The sequence below is a fragment of the Sporosarcina oncorhynchi genome (assembly GCF_033304615.1).
GTDB classification, from domain to species: domain Bacteria; phylum Bacillota; class Bacilli; order Bacillales_A; family Planococcaceae; genus Sporosarcina; species Sporosarcina oncorhynchi.
This window is the reverse complement of record NZ_CP129118.1, coordinates 2,269,794-2,285,977: the sequence shown is the minus strand read 5'-3', so window position 1 is coordinate 2,285,977 and position 16,184 is coordinate 2,269,794. Positions and strand designations below refer to the sequence as shown.

Genomic DNA, 16,184 nt, shown 5'->3' with positions numbered 1-16,184 from the left:
ATATGAAAGGAATAATACTAGCGGGCGGATTAGGAACGCGTCTTTATCCATTGACGAAATCCATTTCGAAACAAATCCTCCCCGTGTATGATAAACCGATGATTTATTATCCATTATCGATATTATTATTAGCAGGAATAAAAGAGATATTGATTATTTCAACACCAAGGGATATTAATCATTTTAAGGAACTACTTGGAGATGGGTCAGACATTGGCATTCAACTTGAATATAAAATCCAATACAAGCCGGCTGGATTGACCGAAGCATTTATTGTCGGAGAAGAGTTCATTGGTAATTCGTCTGTGACATTAGTTCTTGGAGATAATATCTTTTACGGTAATGATTTCGGTGGTTTTTTAATGAATGCAGCCAATCTTACCAGAGGAGCTAAAATTTTAGGGTGTCAGGTACAAAATCCAAGTGATTATGGTGTAGTGGAATTGGATGAAAATCAGAATGCAATTTCAATAGAAGAAAAGCCGCAAAATCCTAAGTCTAAATATGCCGTTCCTGGATTGTACTTTTTTGATCATAAAGTAGTCGAATATGCTAAGAATGTAAAACCATCCGGTCGTGGTGAATTGGAAATCACTTCAATACTAAATGACTATTTATGTCGAGGTGAATTGAAGGTTGAAGTGATGGGGAGAGGTCTCGCTTGGCTGGACACTGGCACCCATGAATCACTTCTTGAAGCAGCAAATTTCGTAGAAGCAATACAAAAGAGGCAAGGACTATACGTAGCTTGTATAGAAGAAATTGCATACAGGAAAGGATATATTACGAAAGATAAGCTAATTCAATTAGCGCAACCTATGATGAAAACAAATTACGGGGCCTATCTACTTGATGTTGCAAACTCAGTAAACGAAGTTTATTCGAATGGATTTTTAGTATCTAAATAAATTACATGCAAAGGAGTCGCCATGAATCTATTAGTTACAGGTGGTGCTGGATTCATAGGATCCAATTTCATCAGACTTATGCTTTCAACTAATGAACATATGGTTGTGAACCTCGATAGTTTAACGTATGCAGGAAATGAAAATAATCTTAATGACTTGGAAAATGGATCTAACTATAAATTCATAGAAGGTCGAATTGATAATAGTGAATTGCTTGAGGAAATTTTTCAGAAGTACGATATTGATCAAGTCATTCATTTTGCTGCTGAAACACATGTCGATCGAAGTATTAAAAATCCTTCCCTTTTCGTGGAAACAAATATAATTGGTACACAAATTCTCTTAGAGACAGCCAGAAAGTTTTGGAAGCTCGATCAGAAGAATATTGATTGTACAGATTTTAAAAAGCATACCCGTTTCATTCAGGTATCTACAGATGAAGTGTATGGGACGCTTGGTAAGAGTGGGTATTTTACAGAGGAATCCAACTTAGCCCCTAATAGTCCATATTCAGCCTCAAAAGCATCCGCTGACATGCTAGTAAGAGCCTATTATGAAACATATGGGCTTCCAACAATTATTACAAGATGTTCAAATAATTATGGACCATTTCAATATAGCGAAAAACTGATTCCTCTTGTTATTCAGCATGCCTTACTGGATTTACCCATTCCAATATATGGAGACGGCAAACAAGTGAGGGATTGGTTATTCGTAGAAGATCACTGTACAGCGATAGCAGCAGTTTTACATCATGGCAAAATAGGTGAAGTTTATAATATTGGGGGCAATAATGAAAGAGAAAATAATGAAATTGTGAAATTTATTTTAACATATTTGAATAAAAGTGAAGAGTTATTGATGTATGTAGATGATCGATTAGGTCATGATGTGAGATACGCAATTGATAATACGAAAATAACTGCTGAAATTGGTTGGTCACCACGTACATCTTATGAAAAGGGACTTACTAAAACAATTGATTGGTATTTAGAAAATCAGGACTGGTTATTGAAAACCTGACCTGATATTGCTTTGAAAACTTGGAGAGAAAAGGGGATTGTGATGAAAAGTAACGAATTGGCGAATCCGGTAAGAAGTGGCTTAATTCAATTTACGGAGATGGGAGATATAAGAGGTTCGCTAGTAGCCATGGAGTCAGGAAAAAATATTCCATTTGAGTTGAAAAGAGTTTATTTCATTTATAATACGAAGCCTGATAGACCAAGAGGGTTTCACGCGATGAGAAATTCATATCAAGTAATGGTTTGTTTGGCAGGTTCCGTTGACGTACTTTTAGATGATAGTTACGAAAAGATATCATATCAATTAAATAGTAAGGATAAGGGCTTGTTCATAGATAAGATGATCTGGCATGAGATGCATAACTTCTCGGAAGATTGTGTGCTGATGGTTTTATCGGATGCCTACTATGAGGAATATGATAATTTGGGTGATTACGAAGAGTTTCTTAAACTAGTGAAAAACTAATAATAGGGGGAACGGTCTAATTGATAGAATTTTTAAGTTTAAAAAAAGTAAATGAAGCATACGAAGAACGATTCCAAAAAGCTGCTAGCCGCGTTATTGAAAGTGGCTGGTATGTTTTAGGTGAGGAAGTGAATTCATTTGAAAAGGAGTATGCGAACTATTGTGGGACGAACTATTGCGTTGGTGTTAGTAACGGATTGGATGCCCTGAAATTACTTTTGAAAGCATATGGATTTGGACCGGGGGATGACATCATTGTTCCCTCCAATACACAAATCGCTCCAATATTAGCAATATCTGAAGTTGGCGCAAAACCGATTTTAGTTGAACCAAATCCAATAACTTTTACAATTGACCCTGAGAAAGTGAAAGCGAAAATCACTTCCAAAACGAAAGCGATAGTAGTCGTTCATTTATATGGACGAGTTGCCGATATGGATCCAATCCGGCAAATTGCGTTTGAGCATAATTTAAAAGTCATTGAAGATTCGGCTCAGGCACATGGTGCAGTATATAAGGGAAGTCGCACAGGGAGTTTAGCAGATGCTTCTGCTTTCAGTTTTTACCCTAGTAAGAATTTAGGGGCTATAGGAGATGGCGGAGCCATAACAACGAATGATGGAGTATTGGCTGAAAAACTGTTTGCACTTCGAAACTATGGATCTCCCAAAAAATATGAAAATTTATATAGAGGCTATAATCATCGATTGGATGAAATGCAGGCTGCGTTTCTACGTATAAAATTACAAGACTTAGATACTAGGAATGACGCTAGGCGGAAGATCGCGACTACTTATCTGCGTGAAATGAAAAATAAACATATCATTCTACCTGAGCAACCGGCTAATACGGCAGAACATGTGTGGCATCTATTTGTTATTCGAACAAGTAATAGGACAGAGTTGCAGCGCTTCCTTAATGAGAGAGGAATTGAATCAATGATTCACTATCCAATTCCTCCACATCTGCAACAGGCTTATAAAGAAATGAATAATGAAAGCTATCCAATTTCCGAGCAAATACATGATGAAGTGCTTAGTTTACCATTATCTCCCGTTCAAACAGATGAAGAAACACAGGCAGTCATTCAAGCGATAAATGATTTTGTAGTCATAGAATCGGTTATTCATGAAAAACAGGAACTACAGGTGTAAGTGAAATAAGTTTTCTGTAACAGCGATCGAAATAATTAGTCACTCCAACTAGTAAAATCTCCTTCGTAAGGAAGTTTTACTAGTTAACTCCTTTCGTATTTAAATAATCCATAATCCCAGCCCACATAATCTCCAACATCCTAGCGGCTTCCTCGGAAGTCTCTTTTTTTACGCCTAAATAGAATTTGCATTTCGGTTCGGTTCCTGAAGGGCGAACACAAATCCAAGAGTCATCTTCCAACAGGAATTTCAACACGTTGGATTGATGGAGGTTCAGAAGTTCAATTCTTCCATCCGAATAGATTCGTTGGTGTTGTTCATAGTCTTCGACGGCAACTACCCGAACGCCGCCGAACTCAGTCGGAGGATTTAATCGGAATATGTCCATGATTCGTTCAATCTTCTCTTGGCCTGCAATGCCTTCAAATGTTAGGGCGTGTGTAGCTTCGGCATGGTAGCCAAATTCCTTATATAAATCATCAAGTACATCGAAAAGCGTCTTTCCGTTCTCCAGGTGATAGGCGGCCATTTCTGCAGTAACGACTGCTGCTTGGACGGCGTCTTTGTCGCGCACAAAATCGCCTAGTAAATAGCCATAACTTTCTTCATATCCGAATAGAAAGGTGTATTCGCCTGTAGCTTCGTATTCTTTGATTTTTTCTGAAATAAATTTAAAGCCCGTCAATGTATCAATCGTCTGTACATTAAATTTCGCGGCTATACGGCGTCCGAGTTCGGAAGTGACAATCGTCTTTAGTATGACACCATTCGTCGGCAAAGTGCCTGCTTGCTCTTTAGTCAACAAAAGATAGTGAAGCAGTAATGCGCCAAGTTCATTTCCGCCAATAATTTCAAATGTGCGATCACCTTTTCTAGCCGCAACACCTAAGCGGTCCGCATCGGGATCTGTAGCAAGAAGTAATTCAGCTTTGGTTTTAACACCCAGTTCCATCGCCAGTTTAAATGTATCTGGCTCTTCAGGGTTTGGATAGTGTACTGTGGAGAAATCTGGATTAGGTAAAGCTTGTTCTGCGACAACAGTGACGTTGCTGAAACCGAATGCTTTAAGTGCAGTTGTCACCGGCACTAATCCTGTCCCGTGAAGGGGGGTGTAGACGATCGGCAGTTCCTTCATGGTTGATTTTGAATGGGATTCATTTCTCCGAAGTGTCAACACTTTATGTTGATAGGCTGTATCAATCTCTTCGAGTACAGGAATGAGAAGTCCTTCTTCCATCAAGTTTTCTGCTGTTTCTAATGCAATTCCAAAGATGTCTTGAATGTCTTCAATGTAAGAAAGGACCTCTTGAGCTTCTTTTGAAGCAAGCTGGCCACCGTCATCGCCATATACTTTAATACCATTATAATTTGACGGGTTATGGCTAGCTGTGATGACAATCCCAGCGCTTGCTTCGAGATATCTTACCGCAAATGAAAGTTCCGGAGTTGGTCGGTTTTCGTTAAATAAATATACACGGAATCCATGTGTTCCGATGACTCGCGCAGCTTCGAGTGCAAACTCTTTCGACAAATGCCTCGTATCGTATGCAATAACTACACTGCGTTTAGAGGCATTTTCACAATGGGTAGCCAAATAACGGGAAAGACCTTCTGCGACACGTCGGATTGTAAAAATGTTCATCCTGTTTATACCTGCACCTAAAATACCTCGCATTCCACCTGTGCCGAAAGTTAAATGTGAATGAAACCGTTCTTTAATTTCTTCACTGTCAGTTGCTATTGTTGCTAATTCACGTTTCAAGTAGTCAGGCATATTCTTTTCGTCAAACCATCGTTTGTATGTGTCGTATGAGTTGTCCAACATGGGGTCGACCTCCTTCAACTAGTCTCTATTATAAGTATATCAATATCCTTCGTTAACTATGTGGAATTGTATACGAAATGAAAACGTTCCAGAATGGTATGACTCATTCTGGAACGTTGATTTTCAAAAACAAGTAAACTGGTCAATACGATTTAAATCCATCCCAAAGTATTCCCATCTTCTCCGATTCGCTCTCCATCTATAACCGGCAATGGATGTGCGGCCGACAAATGTTGGATAGTACCAGAATCCTTTTGTCCGGGAAGTCCAAATATACGTATAGCGGTACATGCAGCCTCTTATGCCGCCTGGGTCGACTCTAAAAGTTTGGGTGCTTGGATAACTAGGTGTGTAGCTGGGTGGTGCTGAAGTCGGTGCTTGTTGGGCGCCTTGTCCAGAGCCGCCTTGCCCCGGTGGGAATCCTCCAGGTCCGCTTTGTCCGGGTGGAAATCCAGGAAATCCGCCACCAGGTCCGCCTTGCCCTGGTGGAAATCCAGGGAATCCGCCACCAGAACCCCCTTGCCAAGGAGGGAATCCAGGGAATCCGCCACCAGGCCCGCCTTGCCCCGGTGGGAAACCAGGAAAACCGCCTCCAGGTCCACCTCCCCATGGTGGAAATCCAGGAAATGCTGTCGGATCATTCTGTTCCCACTGGTTCATCTGATAGTTAGACATCTCCATTCCAGGCATCGATCCGTCCATTCCATAGCCATCCATTCCGTAAACCGGCATGCCCGTACCCGGCATCCAACCGTCCATTCCATTTCGATTCATCTTATCTGCCTCCCTCGTATATCCTTCAGGTAGTTTCGGATACCATAATTCATCGTGACTGCTTGAATTCATATCGTTCATCGGTTCTCTCCTTTCAAGCGCTTCGCTTTATCTTATGTAACAATGAATGAAATGGGTTGGACTCTTGGGATATGGAAAACTTTTTTCAAGTTCACAAGTCTAATGTATAAGTAGGTCGGAAGGGGGCGGGGAAATGACAGAAAAAGAACTTGCAGCGAAAGCGATTCGTGGAGATGATGAAGCTTTCCTGCAATTGATGTTCATGCATAAAGAAGCATTATATAGAACCGCGCTCGCTTATTTGAAAAATGATGGAGATGCACTCGATGCTGTTCAGGAAGTGACATTCCGCGCGTATGAAAAAATCAAGACGCTTCATACACCAGAATATGCGAAGACATGGTTGGTCCGGATCATGATGAATCATTGCCGAGACGTAATACGGAAGAAGAATCGCTATGTATTTAATGACAATATAGCAGAGATGAAAGGAATCAGTGATGACTTTACGTATTTAGAAGTGGAAGAGGCGCTCAGTCATTTATCCGAAAAAGACCGGCAACTGGTCCACCTGAAATACTTGCATGATATTAAAATTAAAGACATCGCCGATATGACATCGACACCGGAAGGTACTGTGAAAACAAGATTGTATAAGGCGGTAAAATCGTTACGGGATTTCTTCGAAGGGAAAGGAGCGGAACGCCGTGCATGACGAGGAGAAGAACTTGGAGAAGTGGAAAGAAGAGATTGAGAAAAATGAGATTCAGGATGAACAATTGGAAAATGCTATTTTAGAAGGCTTTAAACAGGCAAAAGTGACTGAAATGAAGAAGCGACGTTTTGTTAAACGAAGCGTGTGGACGACAGTTGTCGCTGCAATTTTACTACTGACATTTATCACTTCCATCCGTGTATCACCAGCGTTTGCAAATGCTGTAGCTTCCATTCCGGGAATGGCTGGATTTGTGGAAACGATTCAAAATGACAAAGGCCTGCGGTTAGCCGTTGAAAATGAACACTTTCAGGAGATAGGTGTTTCAGAGGAAACGGAAGACATGAAAGTGACGGTGGAAGGGATGATTACGGATGAAACGGCGATGATTGCGTTCCTTACGATCGAAACGGATCGATTCGCTGATCATTCCCGACCCGAGTTCCGGATCCTCAATCTTCAAGGTGAAGTCATTGTCACATCAAATACGGTTGGTGCAAGTTTTGAATATACGGATACAAGAATAATTGCAACGACAGAAGTCGAGTTTGAATTCAATCGAACTGTACCGAGCGGAAAGCTTCTATTGGAATATGAAGTCAATGATGAAATCATTCAAATCCCATTTGAAAATACGTTACAACCAATCAGAAAAGAACAATACATCATCAATGAAACAGCAATCGTCGAAGGACAGAAAATTCATATTCGTTCTGTCACTATCGGTTCACTGAAAACGGCTGTGGAAGTGGAGTTCGATGAGGAGAATACAAAGGAAATCCTCGGGTTTGAAGACTTGAAACTCATCGACGGTTCAGGGGAAACGTGGAGTTCCATTAGCAATGGTGTAACAGCTAGTGGAACGGACGAATCGAACGTCATGATTTATTACTTACAAAGTAATTATTTTAAAGAGAGCGATCATCTTACATTAACGTTCAATAAGCTGATGGCTATGGATAAGGATGAGGCTTTTGTTGTTATTGATACTGAGAAAAAAAAGATCATTCGCCAACCGCCTCTTAACCTTTTCAGCAACTTAACAGTCAGTGGCTCGTTTATTGAAATAGAGATGAAGAGTGAAAAAGGCAGCCATTATGATCCATTTTCAATCTTGTTGGATGCGAATGGAAATGAAGTAGAAAGTAACGCACAAGGGTCTATAGCTTCTGAAGAAAAAATGAATATTCATTTCGAGCTAGCTGAAAAACCATTTAAAAATCCAATAAGACTTCCATTAATATCTTATCCATCCTACATCAACGGAGACGTCACCATTAAAATCAAATAACTGTCAACCCACGAGACTATCTACGTCTCGTGGGTTTTTCATTACATCATCACACTAAAACAACACTACATTACCATAGAACAAACTTTCGTAATAATCACCAAATTTCTTTTGAAATCGTGTACCATAAAGAAAAGAATGCGTTTACATAACTGGGGAAAAGGATGATGGCTATGATCGAGCTAACAGGTAGTTCATTGACACTTCAACAAATGGAAGAGATTTTATATAAAGGGAAGCAAGTTGTTTTAAACGAAGATGCGCTTGGACGTGTGAAGAAGAGTAGGGAAGCGGTTGACCGTATTGTCCAGAATGACAAAACCGTTTACGGCATTAACACAGGTTTTGGGAAATTCAGCGATGTGAAAATTGATGAGAAGGATACTAAGGATTTGCAGCTTCATCTTATTCGTTCACATGCGTGTGGAGTAGGGGAGCCGTTCCCGGAAGTTGTTTCGCGGGCGATGGTCGTATTGCGTTTAAATGCACTATTAAAGGGTTTTTCTGGGATCCGCGTTGAAGTGTTAGAGCGTTTTGCGTTTATGGTAAATAACAGAATAGATCCGGTCATACCTCAACAAGGTTCACTTGGGGCTTCAGGAGATCTTGCACCACTTTCTCATTTGGCGCTTGTCCTATTAGGGGAAGGCTTTGTGTGGAATGAAGGTCAACCTGTAGCTGCAGATTCAGTATGGCAAGACAGGCAGATGGAACCGATTGTCCTTGAAGCAAAAGAAGGATTGGCACTCATTAACGGAACACAAGCGATGACGGCTCAAGGCGTTGTGAACTATTTAGAAGCCGAGAAACTAGCCTATAGCAGCGAATGGATTGCGGCAATGACAATGGAAGCATTGCACGGAATTACAGATGCATTCCATCCGTCCATTCATATCGCACGTGGTTACACGGAGCAGGTTGATGTTGCCGCGAGAATGATGGAGTGGCTTAAAGATAGCAAGTTGACGACGACACAAGGAGAAAAACGTGTCCAAGATGCTTATTCAATCCGTTGTATTCCGCAAGTGCACGGGGCGAGTTGGCAAGTGTTGTCTTATGTGAAGGAGAAGCTTGAGATTGAAATCAATGCGGCAACGGATAATCCACTCATTTTTGATGATGGCGAAACAGTTGTCTCCGGTGGAAACTTCCACGGTCAGCCGATTGCATTCGCGATGGACTTTTTAAAACTTGGTGTTGCTGAACTTGCGAATATTTCAGAGAGACGGATTGAACGCCTCGTCAATCCACAGTTAAATGAAGGATTGCCACCGTTTTTGAGTGCGCAACCAGGCTTGCAATCAGGTGCGATGATATTGCAATACTCGGCAGCAAGTCTCGTTTCGGAAAATAAAACATTGGCGCACCCAGCCTCTGTCGACTCCATTCCTTCATCAGGAAACCAGGAAGATCATGTATCGATGGGGACAATCGGTGCTCGACACGCACATCAAATTATTAAAAACGCAAGGAATGTTTTAGCGATTGAAGCGTTATGCGCAATGACAGGCTGCGGGTACCGTGGTGTTGAGCAAATGGCGCCAAAGACAAAACGCCAATTTGATGAGCTCGCTAACATCGTCAGTCCGATAGATGAAGACCGTATCTTCACGCCGGATATTGAGAAAATCGCAACGCATTTGAGCATGTAAGACTAAAGAGCGTCCATTCAGCTAGAACTACCGGCTGAATGGGCGCTTTTCTATCTGTAGAAATTATCATTGAACTACAGTTTGGCCGTCACTTTCTGATTCCAACGTCCGATTTAACTGGACAATATAAGCTGAAGGGTTGTGCTTACCTGTAAGTAAATCAGCAAGAATTTTTGCGCCCATCATGCTGTAAACAGTCCCGTTGCCCCCATAGCCGAGCAAATAATAATGGTGTTTCTTCTGAGGATGCTCGCCAATGAACGGGATATTATCGAGCGATTCACCAAATGTCGCACAGTAGGAGAACGCGATTTTTATGTCCAAGTCAGGGAACAGTTGCTGTACTTGTTTTTTCAGTTCCTCACCACGTTCCTCAATTCGACTCTCAGACAAGGGCATTTCGCCTTCAGATTCATCAAGTCCGCCAATGACAATCCGCTGATCGACGGTTGTCCGCATATAGAGGTAAGGCCGTTTTGACTCCCAAATCATGGCGCTTTCATACCAAGGCGGCATCTCTAACGGTTCAGTCACAATAACGTAGGAGCGGTTAATGTCAGCACCGATTCGTTCTCCGACAGGCAACGTTTCATAACCCGTTGTGAAAATGACATCTTTCGCATGCAAATCACCAGATGAGGTTTTGAGACGCAGGAGACCGTTCTCTTCTTTAACATCCTGTACTTCGGTATATTCAAAAATATGGCCGCCTTTGTTTTCGAAGTCCTGAAAAATACCATTTACAAATCGATACGGATTCACTTCCGCATCGCCATGCGTAATGATGGCACAAGGTTTATCAATTCCCGTCTTATTCATCAGCGTTTCCTTGTCCCAATAGTCGCAAGGGAAGCCATGCTTTTTCAGCGCTTTGAACTCCTCAAGCATTCGAGCTTCATCTTTTTCATCACTGGCATAATAAATGCTATCTCTTCCGATAAACTCCGGGTCAATGGGCAATTGGTTAGCTACTTCATGTAAATCTGTCATGGCTTCCAGGCATAACCGGTAAAACGCTACAGCATTCTTTTCCCCGATTTGCTCAATCAACTCGTGAAGCATGATATCATTGGAGTATTGAAGAAGTCCTGTATTAGCGGACGTACTGCCTGTAGCAACCTGTCTTTTATCAAAAACAGCTACATCCAGTCCTTGTCGGATTAATTCAAATGCGGTCAATGCGCCTGACATGCCACCACCGACAATAACGACATCATATGTATCCTTTCTTTCTATTGGTGTTTGTCTGTTTGGCAGTTGAAGTGTTGACGGCCAATATAGCGAACCTTTATGGATATGCATTTGAACATCCCCTTTTTATGTTTGTATACCCATTTTAGGTGGGAAGCGATCTTGTTAGACAAAAAAATTACTGGAGGAAGATATAAAATGGAGTCAAAACCAAAAATCTTATTAATTGATGGAATGGCTGTGCTGTTCAGGTCGTTTTTTGCGACGTCGGCAATGGGACATTACTTCCCGAATGCGAATGGCGTCCCAACAAACGCAATTCAAGGATTTGTTCGCCATACGCTAACGGCCGCTTCAATATTTAAGCCAACGCATATGGCTGTTTGCTGGGATATGGGCGCGCATACTTTCCGCAATGACTTGTTTGACGGCTATAAAGCGAACAGGCCAGAACCTGCTCCGGAACTGCTTCCACAGTTTGATATGACGAGGGAATTATCCGAACAGATAGGGTGGAAGAATTATGGAATACCTGGAATGGAAGCGGATGACCTGATCGGCTCGCTCGTCTGTGAGTGGGAAGGGAAGGCGGACATTACGATCGTGACAGGGGATAAAGACCTTCTGCAGCTGCTTCGTCCTGGCGTGTCAATCGCATTTATGAAAAAAGGCTACGCCGTGTATGATCTCTATACAGAAGACCGTTTTGTCGAGGAGTATGAAATACCGCCTCATCGGTTTGTCGAAATGAAAGCTTTCACAGGAGACGCAAGCGACGGCTATCCAGGTGTCAAAGGGATTGGTCCTAAAACCGCTTTGAAATTAATCAAAGAGCATGAAACAGTCGAAAAGGTCATTGAAGCGTTAGACAGTCTAGCGCCAGCCATGAGGAAAAAAATCGAGACGGATATGGATATGTTGCTGTTATCTAAAACACTTGCACAGATTCATTGTGATATTAAATTCACGGATGTTTTAGAAGACTTGCGTGTGCCAAAATTTGACGCAACTATGCGTGACCTATTCGAACATAACGAGTACTCCATGATCGTTCGCCAAATGGATTCATTGTTTCCGGACATAACAAAAACCACTGTCTAATCGGCAGTGGTTTTCTTAATCTGTACAAATGAAAGGATTTTACGATTCGGTTCATAGGGAATTTCACGGATCCGGCTATCCCTTTGGCGTCCTCCGTTGTCATGAACGATCAATAGCAGACCTTGATTGGACATCTTATAACCGATGACGGGTACCCAATGGTAGTCATAACTGAAAGTACCGAACCAATGGAATGTAAACCATTTATCGAACTTCGCGGCAACGGGACGACCTGCATCGAGTTCGAGTTTCAGTTCATCGATATCACATTGCTGGACGACCCATGAAGGTCCAAGTAATTTTCGCAAATTCCTTATCAATCGCCATGTGAACAGACCAATTTTCGTACCGCCTAATAAGCGATACAACGTATTAATAGGCAATTGACCTGTATTGTAGAGATGATAGTTCAGTATTGTATATACCGTAACTGGACCGCACGCCGAAGTTTTGTATCTGTTATCAATATCATCGCCAAATTGGGACTTCCCGACGAAGCTTTTTAAAACCGTCATGGACAGCCTCCTTAGCAAAACGATTCATCAATCGTGAGTGGAATCGCCGTTTTCTTTCAACAACACTTTAAGCGCCATTCTGAAGTTAATGTAGGATTCGAATTCGATATGTGTACCGGACGCAATGACTCTACGAACGATGTTTGGATTGAAGCCGACTGAAATCGGACGGACATCCATCAGTTTCAATGTATCATTCAGCACTTTCAAATCAAATGCAATTGTGTTGTAATCATGCTCGTTGTTACCATTGAGGTCTGATCCAGTAAAGTCGAATATTACCGCGGTTATATTCGAATGAGAACCTATGTATTCCAACACCTGATTGCGGATTAATTCAAATCGCTCAGTTCCTGTATAGCCGACAATCGGGACAAGGATTGTGTCGTCGACAATCGATGAGATGATTGGAACGGATGTTTTTTTTATTTCCATTTCTAATACTGCGATTCTATTTTTCAGTTCTTTTATCTCATTCAATTGATCCATTAGTGCACCTCTGGAATTTTTTTTGTTAGTATGAATTCCATTATACGACAAATACAACAAAAAAGCGCACCGGGTATAAAATAACCGATACGCCTCACAATTGCGATTCTTTCTTACGGTCTCGTCAACTCGACCGATTCAAGAAAATCTGTAACCTGGTCGGGACTCTTAGCATTTGCGCTATGCAAATGCGCTTTCTTTTCTCCGTTTTGGAAAATGAGTAAGCTTGGAATGCCCATAACATCGTATTTCTCAGCGATATCAGGCAACACGTCGCGGTCTACGTCATACCATGTATACATATCATACTCTTCAACGATTGGATCAATGAACATGTCCATCCGTGTGCAGTCAGGGCACCAGCCAGCCTGGAACTTAATAAGTGCTTTGTCATCCCCGTTGATAATTTCATTGAATTGTTCAGTAGTTGTAATGGATTTCATAGTAAAACACTCCTTTTTCTTTAGTCTAACTGGTATTTGAAATTATCGGTAATAAAATGCCCGCAATCGGTATATTCAGAAAAAAAGTGATATGAACGATTTAAAGATTGATAAAAAGTGATGAATGTTCTAAACTAATAGATATAGAGTTTTGGTTCTATTTTTTTTACTTGTAAAATGAATGAGTGTTCATTCAAGAAAAAAGGAGGCTTCTTAAACGTGGGATATCAAATTAAGAAAGCGGCAGTATTAGGTTCAGGCGTAATGGGATCCGGAATTGCAGCCCATCTCGCAAATATCGGCATTCCTGTCCTTCTGTTGGACATCGTTCCGACTAAGCTGACAGAGCAGGAAGAAGCAAAAGGTCTAACATTGGAAGATCATAGCGTACGCAATAAATTTGCAACGACTGCTTTAGAAAAATTAGTGAAGCAGAAGCCGGCTCCACTTGCATCAAAGAAAAACCTTTCATTAATAGAAGTCGGAAATTTCGAAGACGACTTGGGGAAATTGAAAGATGTTGACTGGGTCATTGAGGTTATCGTTGAAAACTTAGAAGTTAAAAAAGGGTTATATGAAAAAATAGATGCAGTTCGCACGGAAGGTACGATTATTACATCGAATACTTCTGGTATTAGCATCGAAGCAATGGCTGAAGGCCGTTCAGAAGATTTCCAGAAGCATTTCATGGGGACACATTTCTTTAACCCACCACGCTATTTGAAATTGCTGGAAGTGATACCAACTGCGAAAACGGATAAAGATGTACTTGATTTCATGATGACATTTGGCGAAGACCGCCTAGGTAAAGGTGTCGTGATTGCAAAAGATACACCTAACTTCATCGCCAACAGAATTGGGACTTACGGTTTGCTGATCACTCTACGTGAAATGCAGAGCCGCGGGTACTCGATTGGAGAAGTCGATTCCGTAACTGGGACATTAATTGGTCGTCCGAAATCAGCGACATTCCGTACATTGGATGTTGTTGGACTTGATACGTTTATGCATGTTGCGAAAAATGCGTACGACAAAACGGAAGGCGAAGAACAGAAAGTATTTGAACTTCCTCCGTTCATGAAGAAGATGATTGACAACGGATGGCTGGGTGCGAAATCCAAACAAGGTTTCTATTTGAAACAAGGCAAAGAGATTTTGGAGCTTGACACGGAGACATTCGAATACGTTCCATCTAAGAAATTGAAAACGCCTTCAATTGAGATGGCGAAGCAACAAAAGGGTCTTGCAAACAAAGTAAAATCACTTGTTTATGCAAATGACCGCACAGGGGAAATCCTTTGGAGCATCCTTGCACCGACACTTACGTACTCGGCTGAACTGAATGGCGAAATCGCTGACGACATCGTTGCGATTGACAACGCCATGAAATGGGGCTTCGGCTGGAGACAAGGTCCATTTGAAATATGGGATGCCATCGGTGTAGCTAAATCCGTCGAGAAGATGAAAGAAGAAGGCATTGCTATTCCTGCGTTCGTCGAAGAAATGCTCCATAAAGGCTTCGAAACGTTCTATAAGGAAGAAGAAGGCGAACTCTTCTTCTACGATGGCGCAGAATACAAGGCAGTCCCTGTGAATGAAAAGGCAATTGACTTGAAGAGCTACAAGAAGAAGCATGGCGTCATTAAAAAGAATTCGGGCGCAAGTCTTATCGATTTAGGAGACGGCATCGCATTGCTTGAGTTCCACTCTCAATCGAACGCAATCGGTTTGGACATCATCCAAATGATCAATTTTGCGGTAGATGAAGTCGAAAAGAATTTCAAAGGCCTCGTGATCGGTAATCAGGGTAAAAACTTCTGTGTTGGTGCGAACCTTGGCATGATTCTAATGGAAGCACAAGATGACAATATCTTCGAACTGGATTACACAATCCGTTCATTCCAAAATGCGATGATGAAAATCAAGTATAGCCGTAAGCCGGTTGTCGCTGCTCCATTCCAGATGACACTTGGTGGCGGAGCGGAAGTCTGTCTGCCGGCAGCTCATATTCAAGCATCGATGGAGACGTATATCGGTCTTGTTGAAGTCGGCGTTGGTCTAATTCCTGGTGGTGGCGGAAACGTCAATTTGTATACGAAGCACTTGAAAGGCTTGCCGAATGGTGTGCATGTCGACTACCAATACGTTGCAAACAAAGTGTTCGAATCAATTGCAATGGCGAAAGTCTCAACTTCGGGTGAAGAAGCGAGAGAAAACAACTTCTTGAACTTTGCTGATGGCATTAGCGTCAATCCTGATCACCTAATCTATGACGCGAAACATGCTGCGCTTTCACTATATGAAGGCGGTTATGTTCCACCGAAAAAAGAAAAGATTCCTGTCACGGGTGATTCCGGGTATGCAACGATGCTTCTTGGGGCAGAAGGCATGCACTTATCAGGGTTCATTAGCGATCACGACTTGAAAATAGCGAAGAAACTGGCGTTTGTCCTGTCAGGTGGAAAAGTACCTTACGGAACACTCGTCGATGAACAATATATGTTGGATCTTGAGCGTGAAGCGTTCCTCAGCCTTGTGGCGGAACCGAAGTCACAACAACGTATGCAGCATATGCTTCTCAAAGGGAAGCCATTGCGCAACTGACGGAACAATT

General features: G+C 41.8%; 15 protein-coding genes. 9 read left to right on the top strand and 6 right to left on the bottom strand.

Going from position 1 to position 16,184, the window contains the following annotated elements; all coding sequences use genetic code 11:
- Positions 1 to 2 precede the first annotated feature (2 nt).
- From rfbA to QWT69_RS11090, 4 genes are read left to right on the top strand one after another with little or no spacing between them, the layout of a single operon-like run.
- The gene (gene rfbA, locus QWT69_RS11105) at positions 3 to 908 is read left to right on the top strand and encodes a glucose-1-phosphate thymidylyltransferase RfbA (RefSeq protein WP_317965672.1); all 906 of its coding nucleotides are present in this window, start codon (positions 3 to 5) and stop codon (positions 906 to 908) included.
- 21 nt (positions 909 to 929) lie between these two features.
- Entirely contained in the window at positions 930 to 1,931 is a 1,002-nt protein-coding gene (gene rfbB, locus QWT69_RS11100; protein ID WP_317965670.1) for a dTDP-glucose 4,6-dehydratase, read from the top strand.
- Positions 1,932 to 1,973: 42 nt separating this feature from the next.
- Positions 1,974 to 2,399, top strand: coding sequence for a sugar 3,4-ketoisomerase (locus QWT69_RS11095; RefSeq protein WP_317965668.1), 426 nt, complete (start codon positions 1,974 to 1,976; stop codon positions 2,397 to 2,399).
- A gap of 20 nt (positions 2,400 to 2,419) precedes the next feature.
- On the top strand, positions 2,420 to 3,553 hold the full coding sequence (locus tag QWT69_RS11090) for a DegT/DnrJ/EryC1/StrS family aminotransferase (RefSeq protein ID WP_317965666.1): 1,134 nt from the start codon (positions 2,420 to 2,422) through the stop codon (positions 3,551 to 3,553).
- 79 nt (positions 3,554 to 3,632) lie between these two features.
- On the opposite strand, the gene QWT69_RS11085 is transcribed toward QWT69_RS11090, so the two are convergent.
- The gene (locus QWT69_RS11085; RefSeq protein WP_317965664.1) at positions 3,633 to 5,378 is read right to left on the bottom strand and encodes a phospho-sugar mutase; all 1,746 of its coding nucleotides are present in this window, start codon (positions 5,376 to 5,378) and stop codon (positions 3,633 to 3,635) included.
- 123 nt (positions 5,379 to 5,501) lie between these two features.
- The gene (locus QWT69_RS11080) at positions 5,502 to 6,233 is read right to left on the bottom strand and encodes a hypothetical protein (RefSeq protein WP_317965662.1); all 732 of its coding nucleotides are present in this window, start codon (positions 6,231 to 6,233) and stop codon (positions 5,502 to 5,504) included.
- A 133-nt stretch (positions 6,234 to 6,366) separates the two neighbouring features.
- On the opposite strand from QWT69_RS11080, the gene QWT69_RS11075 reads away from it, so the two are divergent.
- The 3 genes from QWT69_RS11075 to hutH all read left to right on the top strand — a co-directional run bounded on the left by QWT69_RS11075 (position 6,367) and on the right by hutH (position 9,831).
- Positions 6,367 to 6,888, top strand: a complete 522-nt coding sequence (locus tag QWT69_RS11075) for a sigma-70 family RNA polymerase sigma factor (RefSeq protein ID WP_317965660.1) — start codon at positions 6,367 to 6,369, stop codon at positions 6,886 to 6,888.
- A 13-nt stretch (positions 6,889 to 6,901) separates the two neighbouring features.
- Positions 6,902 to 8,179 (top strand): DUF4179 domain-containing protein, encoded by a 1,278-nt coding sequence (locus QWT69_RS11070; RefSeq protein WP_317965658.1) that lies wholly within the window; start codon positions 6,902 to 6,904, stop codon positions 8,177 to 8,179.
- A gap of 173 nt (positions 8,180 to 8,352) precedes the next feature.
- A complete protein-coding gene (gene hutH / locus QWT69_RS11065; protein WP_317965656.1) occupies positions 8,353 to 9,831 on the top strand; it encodes a histidine ammonia-lyase in 1,479 nt (492 codons plus the stop codon).
- A gap of 66 nt (positions 9,832 to 9,897) precedes the next feature.
- Here hutH and QWT69_RS11060 read toward each other — a convergent pair whose 3' ends face one another.
- Positions 9,898 to 11,133 carry an NAD(P)/FAD-dependent oxidoreductase gene (locus tag QWT69_RS11060; RefSeq protein WP_317965654.1) on the bottom strand — a complete coding sequence of 412 codons (1,236 nt, stop codon included), beginning with the start codon at positions 11,131 to 11,133 and terminating at the stop codon, positions 9,898 to 9,900.
- A gap of 87 nt (positions 11,134 to 11,220) precedes the next feature.
- Here QWT69_RS11060 and QWT69_RS11055 point away from each other — a divergent pair, with 87 nt between their 5' ends.
- Positions 11,221 to 12,123 (top strand): 5'-3' exonuclease, encoded by a 903-nt coding sequence (locus QWT69_RS11055; protein WP_317965652.1) that lies wholly within the window; start codon positions 11,221 to 11,223, stop codon positions 12,121 to 12,123.
- On the opposite strand, the gene QWT69_RS11050 is transcribed toward QWT69_RS11055, so the two are convergent.
- The 3 genes from QWT69_RS11050 to QWT69_RS11040 all read right to left on the bottom strand — a co-directional run bounded on the left by QWT69_RS11050 (position 12,120) and on the right by QWT69_RS11040 (position 13,570).
- Entirely contained in the window at positions 12,120 to 12,638 is a 519-nt protein-coding gene (locus QWT69_RS11050) for a C39 family peptidase (protein WP_317965650.1), read from the bottom strand. The genes QWT69_RS11055 and QWT69_RS11050 overlap by 4 nt on opposite strands.
- Before the next feature lie 27 nt (positions 12,639 to 12,665).
- Positions 12,666 to 13,127: an STAS domain-containing protein gene (locus QWT69_RS11045; RefSeq protein WP_317965648.1), complete on the bottom strand. Its 462-nt coding sequence runs from the start codon at positions 13,125 to 13,127 to the stop codon at positions 12,666 to 12,668.
- A 113-nt stretch (positions 13,128 to 13,240) separates the two neighbouring features.
- Positions 13,241 to 13,570 carry a thioredoxin family protein gene (locus tag QWT69_RS11040; RefSeq protein WP_317965646.1) on the bottom strand — a complete coding sequence of 110 codons (330 nt, stop codon included), beginning with the start codon at positions 13,568 to 13,570 and terminating at the stop codon, positions 13,241 to 13,243.
- 219 nt (positions 13,571 to 13,789) lie between these two features.
- Here QWT69_RS11040 and QWT69_RS11035 point away from each other — a divergent pair, with 219 nt between their 5' ends.
- Positions 13,790 to 16,174, top strand: a complete 2,385-nt coding sequence (locus QWT69_RS11035) for a 3-hydroxyacyl-CoA dehydrogenase/enoyl-CoA hydratase family protein (RefSeq protein WP_317965644.1) — start codon at positions 13,790 to 13,792, stop codon at positions 16,172 to 16,174.
- The last annotated feature ends 10 nt before the right edge of the window (positions 16,175 to 16,184 follow it).

Coding starts and splice junctions, on each gene's coding strand:
- QWT69_RS11050 (WP_317965650.1), bottom strand. CDS start 12,638: ATGACGGTTTTAAAAAGCTTCGTCGGGAAGTCCCAATTTGGCGATGAT.
- hutH (WP_317965656.1), top strand. CDS start 8,353: ATGATCGAGCTAACAGGTAGTTCATTGACACTTCAACAAATGGAAGAG.
- QWT69_RS11045 (WP_317965648.1), bottom strand. CDS start 13,127: ATGGATCAATTGAATGAGATAAAAGAACTGAAAAATAGAATCGCAGTA.
- QWT69_RS11055 (WP_317965652.1), top strand. CDS start 11,221: ATGGAGTCAAAACCAAAAATCTTATTAATTGATGGAATGGCTGTGCTG.
- QWT69_RS11075 (WP_317965660.1), top strand. CDS start 6,367: ATGACAGAAAAAGAACTTGCAGCGAAAGCGATTCGTGGAGATGATGAA.
- QWT69_RS11085 (WP_317965664.1), bottom strand. CDS start 5,378: ATGTTGGACAACTCATACGACACATACAAACGATGGTTTGACGAAAAG.
- QWT69_RS11080 (WP_317965662.1), bottom strand. CDS start 6,233: ATGAACGATATGAATTCAAGCAGTCACGATGAATTATGGTATCCGAAA.
- QWT69_RS11095 (WP_317965668.1), top strand. CDS start 1,974: ATGAAAAGTAACGAATTGGCGAATCCGGTAAGAAGTGGCTTAATTCAA.
- QWT69_RS11040 (WP_317965646.1), bottom strand. CDS start 13,570: ATGAAATCCATTACAACTACTGAACAATTCAATGAAATTATCAACGGG.
- QWT69_RS11060 (WP_317965654.1), bottom strand. CDS start 11,133: ATGCATATCCATAAAGGTTCGCTATATTGGCCGTCAACACTTCAACTG.
- rfbA (WP_317965672.1), top strand. CDS start 3: ATGAAAGGAATAATACTAGCGGGCGGATTAGGAACGCGTCTTTATCCA.
- rfbB (WP_317965670.1), top strand. CDS start 930: ATGAATCTATTAGTTACAGGTGGTGCTGGATTCATAGGATCCAATTTC.